Here is a 20245-nt window from a genome sequence, read left to right as displayed (position 1 = left end):
GCGGACGGCCTGTTGCTTACATCAGCGCCTTAAAAACCAAAACGCCAACAGCGCATGCTGTTGGCGGTGACAGGCTCTAGTTGCCTACGCGATGTATTAGCTAAGCGCTTCCAGCGACTGCTCGATAATGCTTAAGCCTTCTTCCAGCACCTCGGAAGAAACGGTCAACGGCACCAGAATACGGATGCTGTTGCCGTAGAAGCCACAGGAAAGCAGGATCAACCCTTTCTCACGCGCTTTCGCGCAAATTTGCTGGGTCATCGCGGTGTCGGGCTTGCCGTTACTATCCAAAAGCTCGAACGCGGCCATGGCGCCCAGCTGGCGGCCGTGCGCCACGGCGGGGAAGCGTTTTTCCCAGACGCCAAAACGTTCAGCCAGCAAGCGACCCATCTGCGCGCTGCGCTCAAGGATGTTTTCTTCCTCGATTACGTCAATGACCGCCAGCGCCGCAGCACAAGAGAGCGGGTTACCGCTGTAGGTGCCGCCGAGCGAGTTGGGGCCGGAGGCGTCCATCACCTTGGCTGAGCCCACTACCGCGGAAAGTGGCATGCCGTTGGCCAGGCTCTTGGCGGTCGTCAGAATATCCGCCTCGATGCCGCTGTGCTCCAGCGCAAACAGCTTGCCGGTACGCGCAAAGCCGGACTGCACTTCGTCGGCGATCAGCAGAATGCCGTGCTCGTCGCACAGGGCGCGTAGGGCTTTCAGGTAATCCGGTGAGGCGATGTAGAAGCCGCCTTCGCCTTGTACCGGTTCGATCACGATGGCCGCCGTGCGATGCGGCGCAATATCGGTCTTGAACAACGTGCGAATGGCATCGAGTGACGCCTCTTCGCTGATACCGTGCAGCGGATTCGGGAATGGGGCGCGGAATACGTCGCCCGGCATCGGGCCGAAGTCGTTCTTGTAGGGCAGCACCTTGCCGGTCATGGCCAGCGTCATCATGGTGCGGCCGTGGAAGGCGCCATCAAACGTGATGATGCCGGTGCGGCCAGTGGCGGCGCGGGCAATCTTCACGGCGTTTTCCAGCGCTTCGGCACCGGTGTTGACCAGCATGGCTTTACGCTCGGGGCCACGTACCGGGGTCAGTTCACACAGTTTCTGACACAGCTGCACATAAGGCGCGTAAGAGATCACCGCGGCGCTAGTGTGCATAACCTTGTGGAGCTGCGCTTCTACGGCGGCAACGATTTTCGGGTGGCGATGGCCGAGGTTCAAAACGCCGATGCCGCCCGCGAAGTCGATCCAGCGATTGTCGTCGGCATCCCAAAGCTCGGCGTTTTCAGCACGCTCGGCAAAGGCCGTATTTGGAGTCGCTGCGCCGTTGGCCACATAGCGGTTTTTGAGTTCGTTCAGTTCGTGATTAGTCATGTCCATTCCCCTTATAAGCCGCCGACGCAGACGTATTTCAATTCAGTAAATTCATCGAGACCGTGGTGGGAGCCTTCACGGCCCAAGCCGGACTCTTTTACACCGCCAAACGGGGCAAGCTCGGTCGAGATGAGGCCTTCGTTGACGCCGACCATGCCGTATTCAAGCGCTTCCATGGTGCGCCAGATGCGGCGGTAGTCGGTGGCGTAAAAGTAGGCTGCCAAGCCGAACGGCGTATCGTTGGCCATCTGGATGGCCTCTTCATCACGCGTAAACCGAAATACGGGCGCGACGGGGCCAAACGTTTCTTCATCGGCCACGGCCATGGCGGTCGTCACATCGGCGAGTACCGTAGGCGTAAAGAAGCGAGCGCCAGCGGTGTGGTGCTCACCGCCACACATCAGGCGCGCACCTTGGTTCATGGCGTCGTCGACGTGGCGCTGTACTTTATCGACCGCGGCCTGATTGATCAGCGGGCCGATGGTGTTGCCTTCCGTCAAGCCGTCACCCACCTTCAACGCACTCACACGTTGGGTGAGCTTCTCGACGAACGTATCGTAAATGCCGTCCTGGACCAGAAAGCGGTTGGTGCACACGCAGGTCTGCCCGGCGTTGCGGAATTTGGAGGCGATAGCACCGTCCACCGCAGCGTCCACGTCGGCGTCGTCAAACACGATAAACGGCGCGTTGCCGCCCAGCTCCATGGCGGTCTTCTTCACGGTGCTGGCGCATTGGGCGAGTAGGCGCTTACCCACCGGTGTGGAGCCGGTGAACGATACCTTGCGCACCCGCGGGTCGGTGGTGAGCACTTCGCCGACTTCCGCTGGTTTGGAGGCGGTCACCACGTTGATGGTGCCTGCAGGCAGGCCCGCTTCCAGGGCAAGATAAGCCGCGGCCAGTGCGGTTAAGGGCGTCGCTTCAGCGGGCTTAATCACCACGGTGCAGCCGGCGGCGAGCGCCGGGGCGCACTTGCGGGTAATCATCGCCAGCGGGAAGTTCCAGGGCGTGATCGCGGCAACTACGCCTACCGGCTCGCGCAGTACTAACAGGCGCTTGTCGGCGCCGTGGCTTGGAAGAGTTTCCCCGGCCATACGCTTGGCTTCTTCAGCGAAAAACTCGATAAACGAGGCGCCGTAAGTGACCTCGCCCTTGGCTTCCGAAAGCGGCTTGCCCTGCTCCAAGGTCATCAGCCGCGCTAAGTCATCGGCATGTTCAGTGATCAATTCAAACCAGCGGCGCAGCAGGGCCGAGCGCTGTTTTACCGGGGTAGCGCGCCAAGCGCTACCTGCTTCATAAGCGGCGGCGACCGCATCACGGGTATCCTCTGCGTTTAATTCTGCAACGCGGGCGATGGTCTCGCCGGTGGCGGGATTGTCCACGGCAAAGGTCTCTGTGCCCTTGCGCCACTCGCCGCCTACCAGGGCGGGGACGGCTTCGTGCAACCACTTTTCAATAAAGCTCATGCAATGCTCCTGTGAATGTCGTAGACGGCTTACAGATCCGCCATCATGTGCCGGTCGCTATAGGCGCGGCCGTAGGTGTAGAGCGCGTGGATATACAGCGCAATGCCCAATACCGACCAGCCAGCAAAAATGCTCCACTCCGCACCGCTCAACGCGGCCGGACTGCCCGGCAGATAGAGGCAGGCCATGCCAAATGAAAGGACGATGGCCAGGGTGCCGCACAGTTTTCCGTGACGAATGCGGAACGGGCGCGGCATATCCGGCTCACGAACGCGCAGCACCATAAAGGAGATGGCTACAAAGAGGTACGCAATCACGATCCCCAGGCCACCGGCGTTAACGATCCAGACCAGCGCCGGGCGACCAAAAAACGGTGCGATGCAGGAGAGAAAGCCCATCAGGAAGATGGCGTTGGTGGGCGTCTTGTAGCGCGGGTGCAGCTTGCCAAACGGCGCGGGCAGCATGCCGGCTTTAGCCAGCGCATAGATGGCCCGCGAGCCGCCAATGTAGAACGCGTTCCAGCTGGTAATGATGCCGGCAATACCTGCCACTACCATCAAGTTGCTGGCCCAGGAAGCGTTAAACAGCGCGCCCATGGCGTCCGGGACGCTCAAGGAGCTTGCGGCAAGCTCAGAACTGTCAAGCGCCAGGCTGGTCGCCAGGATAATCAGCGCGTACCACACGACCGCCAGGATGACCGAGAGCATCAGCACCTTACCGATGGCTTTATAAGGCAGATTGATCTCTTCCGCAGCCTGGGGGATGACGTCGAAGCCCACAAACAGGAAGGGCACCATGACTAACACCGCAATGATCCCCGCCATGGTGCCGTTATCACCTTGGGCAAAAAGCGGCATCATGTTGATGGCCTCACCCTCAAACAGGGAGCCTGTCACAAACATCACGCCCGCCAGGAGAATCATGCCGGTAACAACCTTCTGTACCAGCGAGGCGGTAGTAACACCGAAGTAGTTGATCAGCATCATGGCGAGCGAACCGCCCACACCTACGGCCACCCAGGTGGCTTTTACTTCCCAGCCGGCAATCGTCCACAGGTGCCCAACGGCGTAATTAGGCGCTAGGTGTTCGATAACCGTGGGCAGTGCGACGGCTTCAAACGCCACCACGCTCAAGTAGCCGAGGATGATCGCCCAGGTACATAGAAAGGAGGGCAAATGGCCCAGGGCACGATAGCTGTAAACGTGCTCACCGCCCACTTTGGGCATGGCAGAGGCGAGCTCGGCGTAGGTCAGGCCCACGAGTACAATAGCTAAACCGCCGACGATAAAGGCTAGAATAGCGCCCAGGCTGCCAGCCGATTGAATCGCCGTGCCGGTAAGAACAATCCAGCCCCAGCCAATCATGGCGCCAAAGGCGAGTGCCAATACATCGCCGCGGGCGAGTACCCGGACGAGCTTATCCTGTTCAGAAGAGGGAGCGGTCATGGCTAAGTGTCCTGCAAGTTATTGGATGTTGTCGTAGGCGCTCTATGGCGCAGTATCCTGATACCGATTTAAACGGTATCTCAACACGCTAGCAGGCTGGGCAAAGAACGCGTATATACCACTTTTGTGTTTAACTAGACCACTTTTGGCTTGCACCATATTGGTGCGCAATCGACTCACGTTAATCATTTGAAAGCCCGCACTATTAGGGCTTTTGGAGGAGATAAAGGGGCTTTTAATGGAGCGTGAACAGGTCGTGCACCAACTTGTGCATCTTTATGCACTTCAACCTGAACGGCTGAGCAAGCAGGTGCGTATCGAACAGGCACTGCGCTATGCGATTACTCAGGAGTGGCCTTCGGGGATGCGTTTGCCGGCTCATCGCAAGCTGGCAGAAAGCCTGGGGGTCGCCCGTCAAACGCTGGCGTTAGCGATCAATACGCTACTTAACGAAGGCTTGCTTAAAACGGCCCACGGCCAGGGCACCTGGACCCGTAAGCCAGCAACCAAACCGGCTGCCTTTATTCAGGAACGCCCGCTTTCTCAACGCGCGCAGAAAGTACTCCAAGGCCCAGGCGCCAGTCTGATTCAAAGCGGTGCCTTTGTGCCGGGCATTCCGGATATTGCCCAGTTCCCCATGCGTAAGTGGCGCCAGCTATATTCCAGCGTGACCGTGCCGCAAAACGCCTTGTTGCTCTCCTACTCGACCGGTGGCTACGGGCCTTTAAAGCGTGCAATACGCGATTTTCTGGAGCGTTGGCGCAATATTCGCTGCGATATTGATCAGATCATTATTACCGATGGTACGCACAACGGTATTGAACTGTGCGCCGTGGCCTTGGCGGATGTGGGAGATACCGTGGTAATGGAGTCGCCCTGCTACTGGGGAGCGCGCAACGTATTTACCGCTGCAGGGTTAAATATTGAAATGTTGCCGTGGCAGCCCGGCCAGGGCCATAACCTACCCGTGGCGTCTGCCCCTGTGCAGCTCACGTATCTCACCGGCTCCCATCACTACCCGCTTAGCGTGCCCACCAGCGCTCACGATAAGCAGCGCCTGTGTGATGCGTTAGCGTCTGCGTACATCATTGAAGATGACTACGAGTTCAGCCGCGACGACCATGCCAATCTGCTGTTTGATCCACAGTCTGAGCGTCACTTTCTGGTGGGCTCTTTTTCCAAAATGATGTTTCCCGGCCTACGGCTGGGCTATTTGGTGGTGCCGCGCCAGCTATCCGAACCCATGAATCGCCTGCGCAGCGAGCTGTTTCGGGAGGGGAGAATGCTGGATCAGGCGGTACTCGCCCAGTTTATCTTTGATGGTGACCTGGACGCCTGGTGCCGGCGCATTCAGCGCGATTACCTGGGCCGCCAACAGGTAATGCATGACCAGCTGCGTACCTTGCCTCGGCTGAAGCGTATTTCACCGCCCAGTAGCGCCATCAGCCTGTGCGTGGAATTTGAACCGCCTATTGATGACGTAAAGCTTGCCCAAGCACTGCTTAAGGAACATTTGATCGTGCGCCCTTTAAGCCCGGTGTGCGCCGCGAATGACCCACGCGTTGGTTTGGTAATGGGGGTGGGGATGCTTTCAGGTGAGACGCTGGCCCGCGAGGCTCAGCGGCTGCGCCGCTGTCTGGAAAACCTGTTACGCTAGCCGCCTATAAAAAACCTGATATCCATAATCATAAAAAAGTCAGTGACGACAATATTATCCACAAGGAACTCATCATGCTTCGCCCTGTTGATAGTTTTTCCGCTGCGACGTTGTCCTGGTGCATGACATTACGCACCTGGGGACTGATCGGCATCGTTCTACTGCTTTCAGGCTGTGCAACGTTTGCGCCCAACCCTCCGCAGGATCAGAGCAATATCTGCGAGATATTCCGCGAACAGCCTACCTGGTACGACTACGCGCGGGATTCCCAGGCAAAATGGGGTACCTCAATTGCTACCCAGATGGCGTTCATTCAGCAGGAATCTTCCTTCAAAAGCCATGTCCGCCCGGATCGCAAGTACTACCTTGGCTTTATTCCCGGCCCTCGCCCCTCTTCGGCAAAAGGCTATGCCCAAGCGCAGGACCCGGTATGGGGCGAGTACCGCGACCAGGCCGGCAGCCTATTTGCCCGGCGTACCAGCATGAAGCACGCCACTGACTTTATCGGCTGGTATAACCGCCGCTCCCAGCAGCAGGCGGGCATTTCACTGACCAACCCAGAACACCTCTACTACGCCTATCACGAAGGGGCTGGCGGCTATCGACGCGGTACTTACCGTAATAAGCCGCATGTATTGCGCGCCGGGCAACAGATTGCTACCCGCACAAGCCGCTATCAGGCCCAGCTCAATGCTTGCGAAGCCGAGTTTCAATGCCGCCGTTTTTATCAGGTCTGGCCCTTTTGCCGTAGTTAATTGCCGTCGTTAAGAAGCCCTAACATGTCACTACTCATCGGTTCAGCGTTTGTCTTTGTTGTCTTTTTAACCTCGATGCTGTCAGGCATCTTCGGCATGGCGGGCGGCTTGGTGCTGCTGTGGTTTTTGCTGATTATTTTTCCTGCGGGCACTGCCATGGCGGTGCATGGCGTGATCCAACTTACCGCCAACGGCTCACGTGCGTGGCTATCGCGGCGATTTATTGTCTGGCGTATTGTCGCGTTTATGACGCTGGGCGTGCTGAGCGCAGCGGGGCTGCTGCTGCTGTTTAACTACAGCCCCAATGCGGCCACCGTCTCGATCCTCATCGGTCTGATGCCGGTTCTGGTGTGGATGCCCAAGCGCTGGTTTCATCTGGACGCTAATCGCAAAAGCCATGCGCTGTGTTGCGGCATGGCGTCTGGTGGGTTAACCATTGCCGCCGGGGTTTCGGGGCCGCTGATTGATATCTTCTTCGTCCGCTCGCATATGGATCGCCGCCAGGTCGTGGCCACCAAGGCGATGATCCAGGTGGTTGCCCATAGTATTAAAATTCTCTTTTACCTGGGTGCCGCACTTTCGCTTAGCACTGGGGAATGGGGCATGGTACTGCTGGCAGCGCCGTTTGCCATTCTAGGTACCCAAACGGGCACACGCATTCTGCATCGCCTGACCGATGCCAACTTCCGCACATGGACTCGCTGGATTGTCACCGGTATTGGCGTGTTCTATTTTGCCCAAGGGATTTACCTGCTTAGCCGTTAAACATTAAAGGTGCTGGGCAATACGCAAAGCCCGCACCTTTGATTGACAGGGCAATTGTCTGGCGCTATCGTCTCGATAGATGAAAATGAGAAACAATATCTTTTTGGAATCATTTAGCCAGTAATAATACGCAGGTAAGCGACATGACCAGTGAACAGCGACAGCTTCGCCAAACCATCGTGTTTTTACGAACCTCGTTTGAAGCGATTCAACACTCGATCGCAGGTCGCCTGGACGACCCGCTCCCCTGCTGGCTGGATGCGGGAATGCTTTCGATGTTATCGCGCGAGCTGATGCGCTGCAGCCAACAGGCCAAACCGCTGTTTGCTGCGCCCACGGTCGAGCAATTATTTGTTGCCTCACAGCAATGTGAGCTCTTGTTAAAGCAGTGCCCGGGCGTGCTGAGTAGCGCCCTGTGCTACCGCCAGCTAGCGGCTATCATGCTGCCGCTTGATACCGCGCTTCAAATGATGGCAGTGCCTTCCAAACGCCGCTGGCTTTGGCTGCGCCGATAATTATCGCGCTCTTATAGTTCTCACCTGTTTTCTGATAGATAGGCCCTCGCGTGTATGGATATACCTTTTCGTACACGCGAGGGCCTATTGGTCACTCTGCTTGACACATTCTTCTCTGATGTTGATTTAAAATGAGCACTCGATACTAAAGCATCAATTCTAAAAAGGTCCCTCATGACTGAACAAACTCCCCTGCCCGATCACGAAAAACCGAAAAAGTGGTACCGAGTAGTCCCTGATCCCATGGTGCTCATTTTCATAATACTGGTCGCGACATATCTGCTGACCTTTATTATTCCTGCCGGTGAATTTGAGCGTATTACGCAAGATGGCCGCACCGTTGTTGTACCCGGTTCATTCACCTATCTCGATAATGTTGCCAACATTCCCTTATTTAATATCTTCGTGGCTATTCCTGAAGGATTAATTAACGCCTCTCGCTACCTGTTTATCGTATTTATCGCCGGCGGCCTTTTTCATATTCTGCAAAAGACAGGCGCGTTGGAAAACGTGATTGGCGTTGCCGTTAACCGTGTTGGCGTCGAGCGGCGCAATGTCATTATCACGGTAGGCACCTTTATCTATGGCTTTTTCGGTATTGCCGTCGGTTTTGAAAATAATATCGCCCTGGTACCCATCGCCGTCCTGATTGCCAGCGCCATTGGTTGCTCAAGTTTAGTGGGCACTACAATGGCCGTTGGGGGTATTGGGATAGGTTTTGCCCTTTCACCGATTAACCCTTATACCGTAGGGGTCGCCCAGGGCATTGCTGAATTACCCACCTTCTCAGGTGCCTGGCTTAGAACACTGTTAGTGCTGTCATCACTTGGCTTGCTGGCAGCGTATATCTGTAAGCGCGTCGTGAAAATGGAGTTTCAAGAACCTGACAACGCGGAGTCACTCAGCAAACATTTAAGTGAGTACCGGCTTTCCGGGCGCAATGTGCTTACCCTGATTGTTTTTGTCGGCGGTTTGATTGCCATGCTGGCCGGTGTTTTTACCCGCGGCTGGTACATTAATGAAATTGCAGGAATCTTCTTACTGCTGGCTATCTTGATTGGGGCTATCAATGGTTTGTCGGCCAACGGCATTGCCAAGCAAATGATAGAAGGTGCGGCCAGCGTAACGGCGGGTGCGTTAGTGATCGGTCTGGCGGCTTCCATTCAGGTTATTCTAGAGCAGGCGGTCATTATCGATACCATCGTTAACTCGCTTAGCTCACTGATCGACGGCATGCCTTCGGTGCTTTCCGCTATCATGGCAAGCGTGGTGCAAGGGGTAATCAATCTATTTATACCCTCAGGCTCCGGCCAGGCGCTGGTAACCATGCCTATTCTCATCCCTGTCGCTGATCTTGTCGGCATGAGCCGGCAACTGATGATTACTGCCTTTCAGGTAGGCGATGGCTTAACGAATCTGATTATCCCCACCTCAGGTGGCACGCTGGCCATGCTCGCGCTGGGGCGCGTTTCTTACGCACAGTGGCTAAAAGCTATTCTGCCCTTTATGGCGCTGGTCTATATGCTGGCCTGGGTCGGATTGATCGTCGGGCATCTGGTCGGCTATTAAATAAGCCATTAAACGTTCTTCACCACGTCCTGATTTCCTGACAAGCCTATCAAGCGGCGTTCTGCGTCGCTTGGTAGGCATCTTCTTTTCCGCACATCTGCTCCCACTTGCATAAGCTGCCATTCGTATCAACGAGCTTGGTGGAAGGGGCTAGTCAAATTTAGGAAGCAACAATTTGGCGCTTACTAGTAAACTGGTCTATTCTAACCATCACTTTAAACCAAGCGCACAAAAGGAGTTCACTGCATGGCGTATGAAACGCTTTTTACCCCGGCCAAACTTGGTAGCCTGTCGATTCCCAATCGAGTGATCATGGCACCGCTTACCCGCTCTCGTACTCCCGATAGTGTTCCTGGCAAGATGCAGGAAGCCTATTACGGCCAGCGTGCTGGCGCGGGCTTGATCATCAGTGAGGCCACCAACATTTCTCCAACCGCACGCGGCTATGTTTACACGCCGGGTATCTGGACCGACGAACAGGAAGCTGGCTGGCAAGGCGTCGTCAATGCCGTACATGCTAAAGGCGGACGTATTGCGCTACAGCTGTGGCACGTTGGCCGCGTTTCTCATGAAATGGTTCAACCCAACGGCGAGCAGCCAGTGGCACCTAGCGCATTGAAAGGCGAAGGCGCCCAGTGCTTTGTTGAGTTTGAAGACGGTACCGCCGGGCAGCACCCCACCAGCACACCCCGTGCGCTGGAGGCCGACGAAATTCCCGGCATTGTGGACGACTACCGCCAGGCCGCCGTTCGCGCCAAGCGTGCCGGTTTTGACATGGTGGAAGTACACGCGGCCAACGCTTACCTGCTCAACCAGTTTCTGGCGACGGGCACCAATCAGCGTACCGATCAATACGGTGGCTCGATCGAAAACCGCGCCCGCTTCCCGCTAGAGGTCATTGATGCGGTCATTGAGGTGTATGGCGCAGATCGGGTGGGCATTCGTATGACGCCGTTCATCGAACTGTTCGGCCTGACCGATGATGAGCCGAAAGAGATGGCCTTCTATATGGCAGAGCAGCTTTCCAAGCGCGGTCTTGCCTACCTGCACTTGAACGAACCTAACTGGGCGGGTGGCGACATCCAGTTCCCTGACGGTTTTCGTGAGCAGATGCGCGAGCGCTTTACCGGCAGTCTGATCTACTGCGGTAACTACGATGCCGAACACGCCGAAGCGCGTATTAACGATAAAACTACCGATGTGGTGGCATTCGGGCGACCCTATATTGCCAATCCTGACTTGGCCGAGCGCTTTCGTGTAGGGGCTACGCTTAACCAACCCAATCACGACACGTTTTACGGTGGTGACGAGAAAGGCTATACCGACTATCCGTTCATGGATAACGGTTATGACCGTATTGGCTAACCATGGCGTAGGCTTTAAACGCTAACTGATTGAAAAGAACTATCCCAAGCACTACTTAGGTAGTGCTTTTTTTATGCTTCAACGTCGGGAAAGGCTGGTAGTCTAAGAGGCTGTACAAAGCAGAGCGGGGATGACGCCCAAGACGCGTTTGCTTTGCTACCGCCATGTTGCGGCTCAAGCAGCCATAGTCGTTATGGAATAGTGACCATGAAATAGTCCATGGAAACGGTAGTATCAATGATCGAAAAACAAGGAGAGGCAAGTTTTGGAAAATACATCGCTGGCAACACTACTGGCACTGGGTTCCATGCTATTGGGCTGCGTGGCGTTGGCTCTTTTCGTGTTTATCGTTCGCCCCATTCGGCAGCGCAAAAAGGCGCAAGCCGTCTTGAAAAAACAGTCGCAAGAGAAAGTGGCCGTGAGCGACGTGCCCGAACCAGCGCCCGCCCCTGTCCATGCCAAACCTGCCGCCAAGGTTTCTCAGCACTCTTTATTTATTATTTTTGCGGAACCCGGGCAAGTCACCGAGCAGACGCTTACCCAGTGGCTTAAACAGATCAATGCCGACTACGACCCGTTAAAGAAGATATTTCTGGTCGCCGGTCAACAACCCGCCAATCCCATTACGATTGCCAACGCTTTCTTACCTGGCGAGCTGCCGGATCTATTCAGAGACGAAAGCGCTGACGATCCTATCAAAGGCATCAGCCTGATCGTTAAGCCACCTTTGCGCAAACGCCGCAATCAACAGATGATTGCCTTTGTGGCGATTGCGAAAGAAGCGGCAGCGCTGTTTAACGCCGATGTGTTGGATACCCAGCATCAAAGCGCTACCGAAGAGACTTACCAGCAGATTATTGGCTAGCCTTACACAACGCCTTGGCTACGCAGGTAGTCGTCATAGCTGCCGCTGAAATCGACAATGCCTTCTGGCTGCATATCGATAATGCGCGTGGCTAGGCTTGAGACGAACTCACGGTCGTGGCTTACGAACAGCAACGTGCCTGGATAGTTTTCCAGCGCCAGGTTAAGCGCCTCAATAGACTCCATATCCAGGTGATTAGTCGGTTCATCCATCAGCAGCACGTTAGGGTTGGTCAGGGTTAGCTTGCCAAACAGCATCCGCCCCTGCTCACCACCGGAAATAACCTTAATGGACTTTCCGATATCGTCGCTTGAGAACAGCATGCGCCCCAGCGCCCCGCGCACTACCTGCTCCCCACCCTGGGTCCACTGCCCCATCCACTCGAAGAGCGTCATATCGACGGCAAAGTCATCGGCGTGGTCCTGAGCAAATACGCCAACGTCGGCCGCATCAGTCCACTTCACTTCGCCTTTATCGGGGCGCAGATCGCCCGCCAAGGTTTTCAGCAAGGTTGTCTTGCCGATACCGTTGGGGCCGATGATTGCGATACGCTCACCGGCTTCGACAGTCATTGAGAACCGGTCGAACAGCGGCTCACTGCCATCATAGCCTTTGGTAATCGCGTCCACGTTGACCGCATTGCGGTGAATCTTCTTGTTCTGATCAAAGCGGATAAACGGGCTTACCCGGCTGGAAGGCTTGATGTCTTCGAGCTTGATTTTATCGATCTGGCGCGCCCGCGAGGTCGCCTGCTTGGCTTTTGAGGCGTTCGCCGAGAAGCGGCTGACAAACTGCTGAAGCTCAGCAATCTGGGCTTTTTTCTTGGCGTTATCCGAGTGCTGACGCTCACGCGCGGCGGTTGCCGCCGTCATGTAGTCATCATAGTTACCCGGGAACAGGGTAATCTCACCGTAATCCAGATCCGCCATATGCGTACATACGCTGTTTAAGAAGTGACGGTCGTGCGAGATGATAATCATGGTGCTGTTACGCGCCGTCAGAATATCTTCCAGCCAGCGGATGGTGTTGATATCCAGGTGGTTGGTAGGCTCGTCGAGCAGTAGCACATCAGGGTCTGAAAACAGCGCCTGGGCTAACAGCACGCGCAGCTTCCAGCCGGGAGCCACTTCACTCATCGGCCCTGTGTGCTGCTCAATGGGAATCCCCAGACCCAGAAGCAGTTCGCCCGCGCGGGCTTCGGCGGTGTAGCCGTCAAGCTCGGCAAAGCGTACTTCAAGGTCGGCCACGGCCATTCCGTCTTCTTCGCTCATTTCCGGCAGGCTGTAGATACGTTCGCGCTCGGCGGCAACCTTCCAAAGCTCAGTATTACCCATGATCACGGTATCGATGACCCGCTCGTTTTCATAGGCGAACTGATCCTGACGCAGCTTACCCAGCCGCGTGCTGCGATCCAGCATGACCTGACCCGAAGAGGGCTCAAGTTCACCGCCCAGGATCTTCATAAAGGTCGATTTACCGCAACCGTTGGCGCCAATCAGACCGTAGCGATTGCCGTTATTGAATTTGACGGAAACGTTTTCAAACAGGGGCTTGGCCCCAAACTGCATGGTGATATTGGCGGTAGCGATCAAGATGTGGACCCTGGTTGGCGAATTGCGCGTACAAAGGCTCGCGATTCTACGCGCTCTTGGGCGTGGTTACACCTATCGACTAATGTGGCGTACGGGGCAGCGCAGGCAGCTTGAGCAGAAAACGTTCGCCATCAATTGCTTGGCGCAACCGGGAATAGAGAATATCCACAACGTCTGGATGCTCGCCCACAAGCTTTGTGGTCACCACGCTAAGCGCTGAATGACGCTTTTGTGCCGCGCGACAGATCTCATCGATATCGCCGCCCTCACCCGCGTGGCGGCCAGGTGACAAAAACAGCATGGCCAGAATTACCGGCCCGGCCTGAAACTCATCGGAGTCCAGCAGGTTTTCCAAAAGAGGCTCATTAAAGCGATACTCTTCACCCTCACGCCGCTCCATTGACGCTGCCGCTACACACAAGGCGTCGTCTGCCAAAAGGGCACTCAACTGCCCGGCCAGTCGATTACGAACAGCGGTCACCTCGGCAATCGGGCTGCCGTGGTCAACAAGAGCAACGCGAGTCGGCTTGCCGTTAAGGTGCTCACGCACGTTGTCAGCCAATAGGTGAGCCAAACGCAGATCGTTGCCACCGCGCTCGTCTACCAGCGGCTGGGCGACGCGCACGCTAACGTTTGGGAACGTTGCCTGCAGTGTCGCCATGCGCTCGGGTAAATAACCGGTCAAAGCTTTGCTCGGGCCGAAAAAGAACGGCACTACGATGATCTCGGTAGCCCCTTGCTCAGCGCTGCGCTCAGCCGCAGGGCCAAGGGTCAGCGCGGGCGTACCATCGAGTTGATCAGCGGGGATCTTATTGGAGTGGAGCAGCGAGGCGGCCTGTACCGTTTCGCCTATCTGCTGGCTGAGGGCAACCGCCACGCGGCGTAAATTTAGCGTGGCTGCCGGACGTAGTGAGCCATTATCGACGAGAAAAATAGCGCGCATGATCGCTCCAGAAGAAGGTGCTAGGGCATGGTACCATGGCGTTTTAAGCCACATTCAGATTACCCATGTTGATCGATACCACGGCCATTAACCAGCAGCGCAACCACTTGGATGAAAACGCCGACATCTGGCTATTTGGCTACGGGTCGTTGATCTGGAAAGCGGATTTTGCGTATCTGGAAAGACGCAGCGCTTATATTACCGGTTGGGAGCGCCGCTTCTGGCAGGGTTCCCACGACCATCGCGGTACCTTGGAATCCCCTGGACGCGTGGTCACATTAACCCCTGTTTCCGACGCCATTTGCCATGGTATGGCTTACCGCATTACGCCAGAAACCTTGGCACCGCTGGATCATCGCGAAAAAAACGGCTATTTGCGTGAGTTGACGCCGGTATACTTTACCGATGGCTCTCAAGAGCAAACAAAAGGATTGGTGTATCTGGCCACCGAGGATAATCCTGCTTTTCTAGGGCCGGCCTCGCTTGAAGCCATGGCAAATCAGATTGCCCGCGCCTCCGGCCCTAGCGGCCCCAACCGCGACTACCTGGTCAATCTAGCCCAGGCGCTGCGTCACTTGAAGGTTGAGGATGCGCATATCTTCGCACTAGAGCAGCAGTTAAATAGCCTTTAGGCATTAATGGCTTAACCGTTGAAGAGTTACCAGTAGCGCGGGTAGCGGCGATGGCGAGCCAGATTATTGACCAGAATGGCGATCACCAGCATTACCACGCAGCCCATGCCGATAGGCAACAGCGGATACCACCAGCCCAGTTGATGCACGCTAGCACCGCCGCCTACGGCAATTAGAGCCGCCGCTGCACCTGGCGGGTGCACGGTATGGGTTAGCTGCATTACCAAAATTGAAAGAGATACCGAAAGCGCCATGGAAATCGGCGTCGCCCCGAGCAGCTGATAGCAGCCGACGCCTATGCAGGCCGAAAGCACGCTGCCAAACAGCACGTGGCTTGGCTGGGCAAAGGGACTTTCAGGGGCGGCATAAATGAGTACTGACGTTGCCCCAAACGAGCCCACAATCAGCAGCTGCTGGGAAAGCCAGGAGGCGCTTAACCAGCAAATGACCGCCATGCCGGTAAACGCCCCCAGCCAGGACCACACGGCGTCTTGCCAACCTACCCGATTACGCTGAATCGGCTCGCCACGCATTTTGCCAAGATACGTTTTCATCTCGCTCACTTTGCACTAAAGAAGTGCGAAATGATGGCAAATTGCAACAAATAGGCAAATGATAAATCGTCATAGCGTTATGAGCTGAACTCACGCCTTAAACGCCTACCCGAATTAACGCTATCAATACAAATACTTAGCATGCTTACTTATGTTTCAGTCTGGCACTCTTAATTACATTATTAGCCAAGAAAGAATAAATAGCGCCAGCACAATTCTGAAAATGGCTCCGAATATCGACCCGCGGAGTATGGCTTTCACGCCACCCCACAGCAGACAAAGCCCGATAATCAGTACCAGAATACTGAAGAAAGAAGCATTGATCCCCAGCGAGCGGCTTAACCCATCGACAAACTCCTCCAACGCACCGAAGAAGTTAGTGAAGATAGCCAGTAAAAACTCCACCACTGTACGAATCACATCGCCAATGGTCTCGCCTACCCGATCAAAAAATCCGTTTCCCTGCATGTAAAATCCTCAAGCTCAGCCATCGCGATGCTTTGCATTGTCGGCTAAAACACAGCAGCGGGCAAAGCAAAGCGCTATACATAGAGCAATTAGAAAATCATCACTTTAAAAGCAGACATGGAAATACAGCCTGCTTATTAATACTTACCAAGTCTTCATCAAACAAGCCCAAACAGGCTACATTAGAGCTGAGCCTATTTGCCCCCCTTGATGAAGGAGTCGTCGCGATGCCTAGCGTTTTAATTACCGGTGCTACCTCTGGCTTTGGTAAAGCCGCCGCCATGCGTTTTGCACAAGCCGGCTGGTCATTGATTCTGACCGGCCGTCGGGAAGAGCGCTTAAAAGCGCTGGAGGAAGAGCTTTCCAAGCAGGTGCCGGTACTCACTCTGGCCCTGGATGTTCGCGATAGCGATGCTGTCACCAAGGCACTGGGCGAGCTACCCGAAAGCTTTTTACCACTCACCTGCCTGATCAACAATGCAGGTCTGGCGCTAGCTCCAGAACCGGCACAGAAGGTCGATCTTAAAGACTGGCACACCATGATCGACACCAACATCACGGGCCTGGTTAACGTTACCCACGCCGCACTTCCACTCCTGCTTGCCCAGGGGGAAGGCGCCAGCATTCTTAACCTTGGTTCTGTTGCTGGCCAGTGGCCCTACCCCGGCGGCCATGTGTATGGCGCCTCCAAAGCATTCGTGCAGCAATTTAGCTACAACTTGCGCTGTGACCTGCTGGGCACCGGTATTCGTGTGACCGACCTTGCCCCCGGCATGGCAGAAACTGAATTCACGCTGGTACGCACCAAGGGCAACCAGGAGGCGTCTGATGCGCTTTATCGCGGCACCACGCCGCTACAGGCCGAAGATATTGCCGAGCAGCTTTATTACCTCGCCACGCTGCCTGCGCATATCAATATCAACCGTCTGGAAATCATGCCGGTCCGCCAGGCGTGGTCGCCGTTTAACATCAACCGCGACGCCGAATAATGGCTAAGCGCAGATAAAACGCGTAAGCATTTTTAAACGCCTGCCTGAAAGTTTGACGGCTGTGCGGTGATGATCATGGCGATATGCGCTCTATGCCATGTCCTGACCGCGCAGCAGCTTTAAGCCCTCTGTACCGAAGCCACTCTCTTGCTCTGCAATACGCTTTTCACACTTCATTTGCACCTCACCATTCCAGCTAAACCCGCCTGGCTGTGGCTTTCAGCGGCCTCTTCGCCCTATGTCTACCCTTCTGCCTCTTGACCCAGATATTTTAAACCTCTATTTGTTATATATAACAAGCCACCTGATACATCTCTCTAGCGTCATCGAGCGTGCGCTGCTAGCGAATTGTCCATCCAGAGGTCGATGTGCATGAATGTGAACATGACGTTTCTTCAAGGACTACTCTCCAATATCAGCACGCGTACTCGCCTATTGGGTAGCGCTGCTAACGCCACGCAAAGCAGTGATGCGCACCTTCACGCTCTCTCTTCGGCTTGTGAAACGCTGATGCAGCGCGGCGGTGAAGCTTCCCAGATAATGACCGCGCAACGCGCCTTAACCCACTATCAGCAGTTAGAGCCCGAAGAACGCCAGGCCTTCTTCTCGCTGCTTGCCAGTGATTACGCTGCCGAGCCGGGGGCCATCCATGCCGCGTACCAGGCTTACTGTGAGACTGAAGATAACGCAGCCCTTGAAAAGCTGTTTAACGCCTGTGAGCCACGTCGCCAGGATTTACTGCGCCGCTTGAACCTTTGCCCGGGCGGCACCTTTGAGCTCGTGAAAATGCGTGCCGACCTGCTCAAGCAGCTACGTCACGCACCCGAGCTTGCCGCGCTGAATAGCGACTTTTCCCATCTGTTTAATTCATGGTTCAACCGTGGGTTTCTGGTGCTGGAAAGCATCGACTGGAACACGCCCGCCGCCGTGCTGGAAAAGCTGATTCAATACGAAGCCGTGCACGCCATCAGTGACTGGCGTGACCTGCGCCGCCGGCTGGACCCGGAAGATCGCCGCTGTTACGCCTTTTTTCACCCGGCAACCGGTGATGAACCGCTTATCTTTGTGGAAGTGGCGCTATGCAAAGGTATCCCCGACAACGTGCAGCGCATTCTGGAACACGGCGAAGAGGTGCCGTTGGATGAGGCCGATACCGCAGTCTTCTACAGTATCAGCAACTGCCAGGCGGGGCTTAAGGGCGTATCGTTCGGCAACTTCTTGATCAAGCAGGTGGTTCAGGAGCTCAGTCGCGAACTGCCGCAGCTCAAGAACTTCGTCACCCTGTCACCGGTACCGGGCTTTGCTGACTGGCTGGCCGAGCAGCGTGCCTCTCAGGCCATCACGCCGTCCGATCCTCTGGAAGCCTTTCTGGATAACCCTGAAACAAACGAGCTACCGGCGGCCGCGCATAAGGAATTCATGCGCCTCGCCGCGCACTATCTGGTCGAGGCCAAGCACCGAAGCGGCCAGCCACTTAATCCTGTCGCACGCTTTCATTTAGGCAATGGCGCAAGCCTTCACCGGCTTAACTGGCTGGGCGACACCTCCCCCAAAGGGCACCAACAAGCACACGGGCTGATGGTCAACTACCTCTATCAGCTGGACCGCATCGAACAAAACCATGAAGCCTATACCCGCGATCACAGCGTGGTATGCGCCAATGATATTCGTCGACTGGCAAGCCAGGCTAGCCAGCATTTCAATACCGAAGCGAGCGCTTAACGATTAGCGCTCGCAAAATAACAAGGCACCTTTCATGAACCACAACCTTTACCTGCAGTTTTACCCGCACTTTGAACGCCAGCCCAACAAGGTGTTGATGGATACGCTGGAGGGTAAGCGCTACCGGTATGGCGATGTCCTAACGACCAGTCGGAAAATGGCCAGCGTCCTTCTGGAACTAGGCGTTTCACCGGGCGACCGGGTCGCCGTCCAGGTCGATAAAAGTCCTGAAATCGTCATGCTGTATCTTGCCTGCCTACAGGTCGGCGCAGTGTATCTGCCGCTCAATACGGCCTATACCGACAGCGAAATTGCCTACTTCCTCGAAGATGCGCAACCACAGCTTTACGTGTGCCGCCCGGCAGTACTCAAAGAGGCTCAAGAGCGCGCCAGCACCAGTGGCGTTGCCCATGTAGAAAGCCTGGGCACCAAGGCCGACGGCAGCCTGATGGAAAAAGTCGCCAATGCACCGGAAACCGAACAGGTATGCGAAGTAGCAGGCGACGATCTGGCGGCGATTCTTTATACCTCCGGCACCACCGGACGCTCCAAGGGCGCCATGCTCAGCCACAAGAACCTGGCCTCCAATAGCCAGTCACTGAGCGAAGCGTGGCAGTATACCGAGCAGGATCATCTGATCCACGCACTGCCGATTTTCCACACCCACGGCCTGTTTGTGGCGTGCAACATCACGCTGATCAACGGCGCTTCGATGACGTTCCTGCCCAAGCTCGACGTTGATGAGCTGCTGGATCTCATGCCCCACGCCACCGTGCTGATGGGCGTGCCGACCTTCTATACCCGCCTGCTTGCCTCCGAGCGTTTGAACCGCGAGGTGGTTGCCAATATGCGCCTGTTTATTTCAGGCTCGGCACCCTTGTTGGCTGAAACCCACGAAGCATTCGAAGAGCGCACCGGCCATGCCATTCTTGAGCGTTACGGCATGACCGAAACCAATATGAACACCTCCAACCCTTACCACGGTAAGCGCCGCCCGGGCACGGTCGGCATGCCGCTTCCCGGTGTGGAAGTGCGTATCGCTGACCGCGAAAGTGGCAAGGCGCTCGCTCAGGGCGAAACCGGCATGGTTGAGCTACGCGGCCCGAATATTTTCCAGGGTTACTGGCGTATGCCGGAAAAAACCCAGGCCGAGTTTCGTGATGACGGCTTCTTTATCACCGGCGACCTGGGGCTTATCGACGAGCACGGTTACCTGAACATCGTGGGCCGTGACAAGGACCTGGTGATTTCCGGTGGCTACAACGTCTATCCGAAAGAAGTCGAGCAGTTGATCGATGACTTACCGGGGGTGGTGGAATCGGCTGTGATTGGCGTGCCGCATGGTGATCTTGGCGAAGGGGTTGTGGCAGTGGTCGTGCCCAGCGCTTCAGACGCGATTAGCGAAGCGCAGATACTCGCAGCTCTCAAGGATCAGGTAGCCCGTTACAAACAGCCTAAGCGAGTCTTCTTTACCGATACGCTACCGCGCAACGTGATGGGCAAGATTCAGAAGAATCAGCTGCGCACTACCTACACGGATACATTCACTCAGGAGCGTGCGACGGCTAACGTTTGAGC

Annotated in this window: 18 protein-coding genes; 11 read left to right on the top strand and 7 right to left on the bottom strand. The window is 55.7% G+C overall.

What is annotated here, in order from left to right; all coding sequences use genetic code 11:
* Nucleotides 1-96 precede the first annotated feature (96 nt).
* The 3 genes from gabT to D467_RS0108310 are packed head-to-tail and all read right to left on the bottom strand — an operon-like array spanning nucleotide 97 to nucleotide 4276.
* Nucleotides 97-1368 carry a 4-aminobutyrate--2-oxoglutarate transaminase gene (gabT, locus tag D467_RS0108320; RefSeq protein WP_018917048.1) on the bottom strand — a complete coding sequence of 424 codons (1272 nt, stop codon included), beginning with the start codon at nucleotides 1366-1368 and terminating at the stop codon, nucleotides 97-99.
* Between the two features lie 11 nt (nucleotides 1369-1379).
* Nucleotides 1380-2831, bottom strand: coding sequence for an NAD-dependent succinate-semialdehyde dehydrogenase (locus D467_RS0108315; RefSeq protein ID WP_018917047.1), 1452 nt, complete (start codon nucleotides 2829-2831; stop codon nucleotides 1380-1382).
* Between the two features lie 29 nt (nucleotides 2832-2860).
* Nucleotides 2861-4276, bottom strand: coding sequence for an APC family permease (locus D467_RS0108310; protein ID WP_018917046.1), 1416 nt, complete (start codon nucleotides 4274-4276; stop codon nucleotides 2861-2863).
* Nucleotides 4277-4514: 238 nt separating this feature from the next.
* Here D467_RS0108310 and D467_RS0108305 point away from each other — a divergent pair, with 238 nt between their 5' ends.
* From D467_RS0108305 to D467_RS0108275, 7 genes are all read left to right on the top strand, one after another.
* A complete protein-coding gene (locus D467_RS0108305; RefSeq protein WP_018917045.1) occupies nucleotides 4515-5933 on the top strand; it encodes an aminotransferase-like domain-containing protein in 1419 nt (472 codons plus the stop codon).
* A 74-nt stretch (nucleotides 5934-6007) separates the two neighbouring features.
* Nucleotides 6008-6688 (top strand): transglycosylase SLT domain-containing protein, encoded by a 681-nt coding sequence (locus tag D467_RS0108300; RefSeq protein ID WP_018917044.1) that lies wholly within the window; start codon nucleotides 6008-6010, stop codon nucleotides 6686-6688.
* A 24-nt stretch (nucleotides 6689-6712) separates the two neighbouring features.
* On the top strand, nucleotides 6713-7453 hold the full coding sequence (locus D467_RS0108295; RefSeq protein ID WP_018917043.1) for a sulfite exporter TauE/SafE family protein: 741 nt from the start codon (nucleotides 6713-6715) through the stop codon (nucleotides 7451-7453).
* Between the two features lie 143 nt (nucleotides 7454-7596).
* The gene (locus tag D467_RS0108290; RefSeq protein ID WP_018917042.1) at nucleotides 7597-7968 is read left to right on the top strand and encodes a hypothetical protein; all 372 of its coding nucleotides are present in this window, start codon (nucleotides 7597-7599) and stop codon (nucleotides 7966-7968) included.
* Nucleotides 7969-8142: 174 nt separating this feature from the next.
* Complete coding sequence (locus D467_RS0108285) at nucleotides 8143-9537, top strand: YfcC family protein (protein ID WP_026285673.1); 1395 nt, start codon at nucleotides 8143-8145, stop codon at nucleotides 9535-9537.
* A gap of 246 nt (nucleotides 9538-9783) precedes the next feature.
* On the top strand, nucleotides 9784-10902 hold the full coding sequence (locus D467_RS0108280) for an alkene reductase (protein WP_018917040.1): 1119 nt from the start codon (nucleotides 9784-9786) through the stop codon (nucleotides 10900-10902).
* 265 nt (nucleotides 10903-11167) lie between these two features.
* Nucleotides 11168-11767: a cell division protein ZipA C-terminal FtsZ-binding domain-containing protein gene (locus tag D467_RS0108275; protein ID WP_018917039.1), complete on the top strand. Its 600-nt coding sequence runs from the start codon at nucleotides 11168-11170 to the stop codon at nucleotides 11765-11767.
* Nucleotides 11768-11769: 2 nt separating this feature from the next.
* Here the strand turns inward: D467_RS0108275 and D467_RS0108270 are convergent, their stop codons facing one another.
* Nucleotides 11770-13359 (bottom strand): ABC-F family ATPase, encoded by a 1590-nt coding sequence (locus D467_RS0108270; RefSeq protein ID WP_018917038.1) that lies wholly within the window; start codon nucleotides 13357-13359, stop codon nucleotides 11770-11772.
* Nucleotides 13360-13438: 79 nt separating this feature from the next.
* Entirely contained in the window at nucleotides 13439-14302 is an 864-nt protein-coding gene (locus D467_RS0108265) for a sirohydrochlorin chelatase (RefSeq protein ID WP_018917037.1), read from the bottom strand.
* A 65-nt stretch (nucleotides 14303-14367) separates the two neighbouring features.
* On the opposite strand from D467_RS0108265, the gene D467_RS0108260 reads away from it, so the two are divergent.
* Nucleotides 14368-14934, top strand: a complete 567-nt coding sequence (locus D467_RS0108260; protein ID WP_018917036.1) for a gamma-glutamylcyclotransferase — start codon at nucleotides 14368-14370, stop codon at nucleotides 14932-14934.
* A gap of 26 nt (nucleotides 14935-14960) precedes the next feature.
* On the opposite strand, the gene D467_RS0108255 is transcribed toward D467_RS0108260, so the two are convergent.
* Complete coding sequence (locus D467_RS0108255) at nucleotides 14961-15488, bottom strand: HPP family protein (RefSeq protein ID WP_018917035.1); 528 nt, start codon at nucleotides 15486-15488, stop codon at nucleotides 14961-14963.
* A gap of 174 nt (nucleotides 15489-15662) precedes the next feature.
* Entirely contained in the window at nucleotides 15663-15956 is a 294-nt protein-coding gene (locus D467_RS0108250) for a hypothetical protein (protein ID WP_018917034.1), read from the bottom strand.
* A gap of 227 nt (nucleotides 15957-16183) precedes the next feature.
* Between D467_RS0108250 and D467_RS0108245 the strand changes: the two genes are divergently transcribed.
* The 3 genes from D467_RS0108245 to D467_RS0108230 all read left to right on the top strand — a co-directional run bounded on the left by D467_RS0108245 (nucleotide 16184) and on the right by D467_RS0108230 (nucleotide 20243).
* The gene (locus D467_RS0108245; RefSeq protein WP_018917033.1) at nucleotides 16184-16945 is read left to right on the top strand and encodes an SDR family NAD(P)-dependent oxidoreductase; all 762 of its coding nucleotides are present in this window, start codon (nucleotides 16184-16186) and stop codon (nucleotides 16943-16945) included.
* A 384-nt stretch (nucleotides 16946-17329) separates the two neighbouring features.
* Nucleotides 17330-18667, top strand: coding sequence for a malonyl-CoA decarboxylase domain-containing protein (locus D467_RS0108235; protein WP_018917032.1), 1338 nt, complete (start codon nucleotides 17330-17332; stop codon nucleotides 18665-18667).
* A 34-nt stretch (nucleotides 18668-18701) separates the two neighbouring features.
* The gene (locus D467_RS0108230; protein ID WP_018917031.1) at nucleotides 18702-20243 is read left to right on the top strand and encodes a malonate--CoA ligase; all 1542 of its coding nucleotides are present in this window, start codon (nucleotides 18702-18704) and stop codon (nucleotides 20241-20243) included.
* Nucleotides 20244-20245: the final 2 nt, after the last annotated feature.

The organism is Vreelandella zhanjiangensis DSM 21076 (assembly GCF_000377665.1).
GTDB classification, from domain to species: Bacteria; Pseudomonadota; Gammaproteobacteria; order Pseudomonadales; family Halomonadaceae; genus Vreelandella; species Vreelandella zhanjiangensis.
Note: the sequence above shows the minus strand (reverse complement) of the source record. Positions and strands in the feature narration are given on the sequence as shown.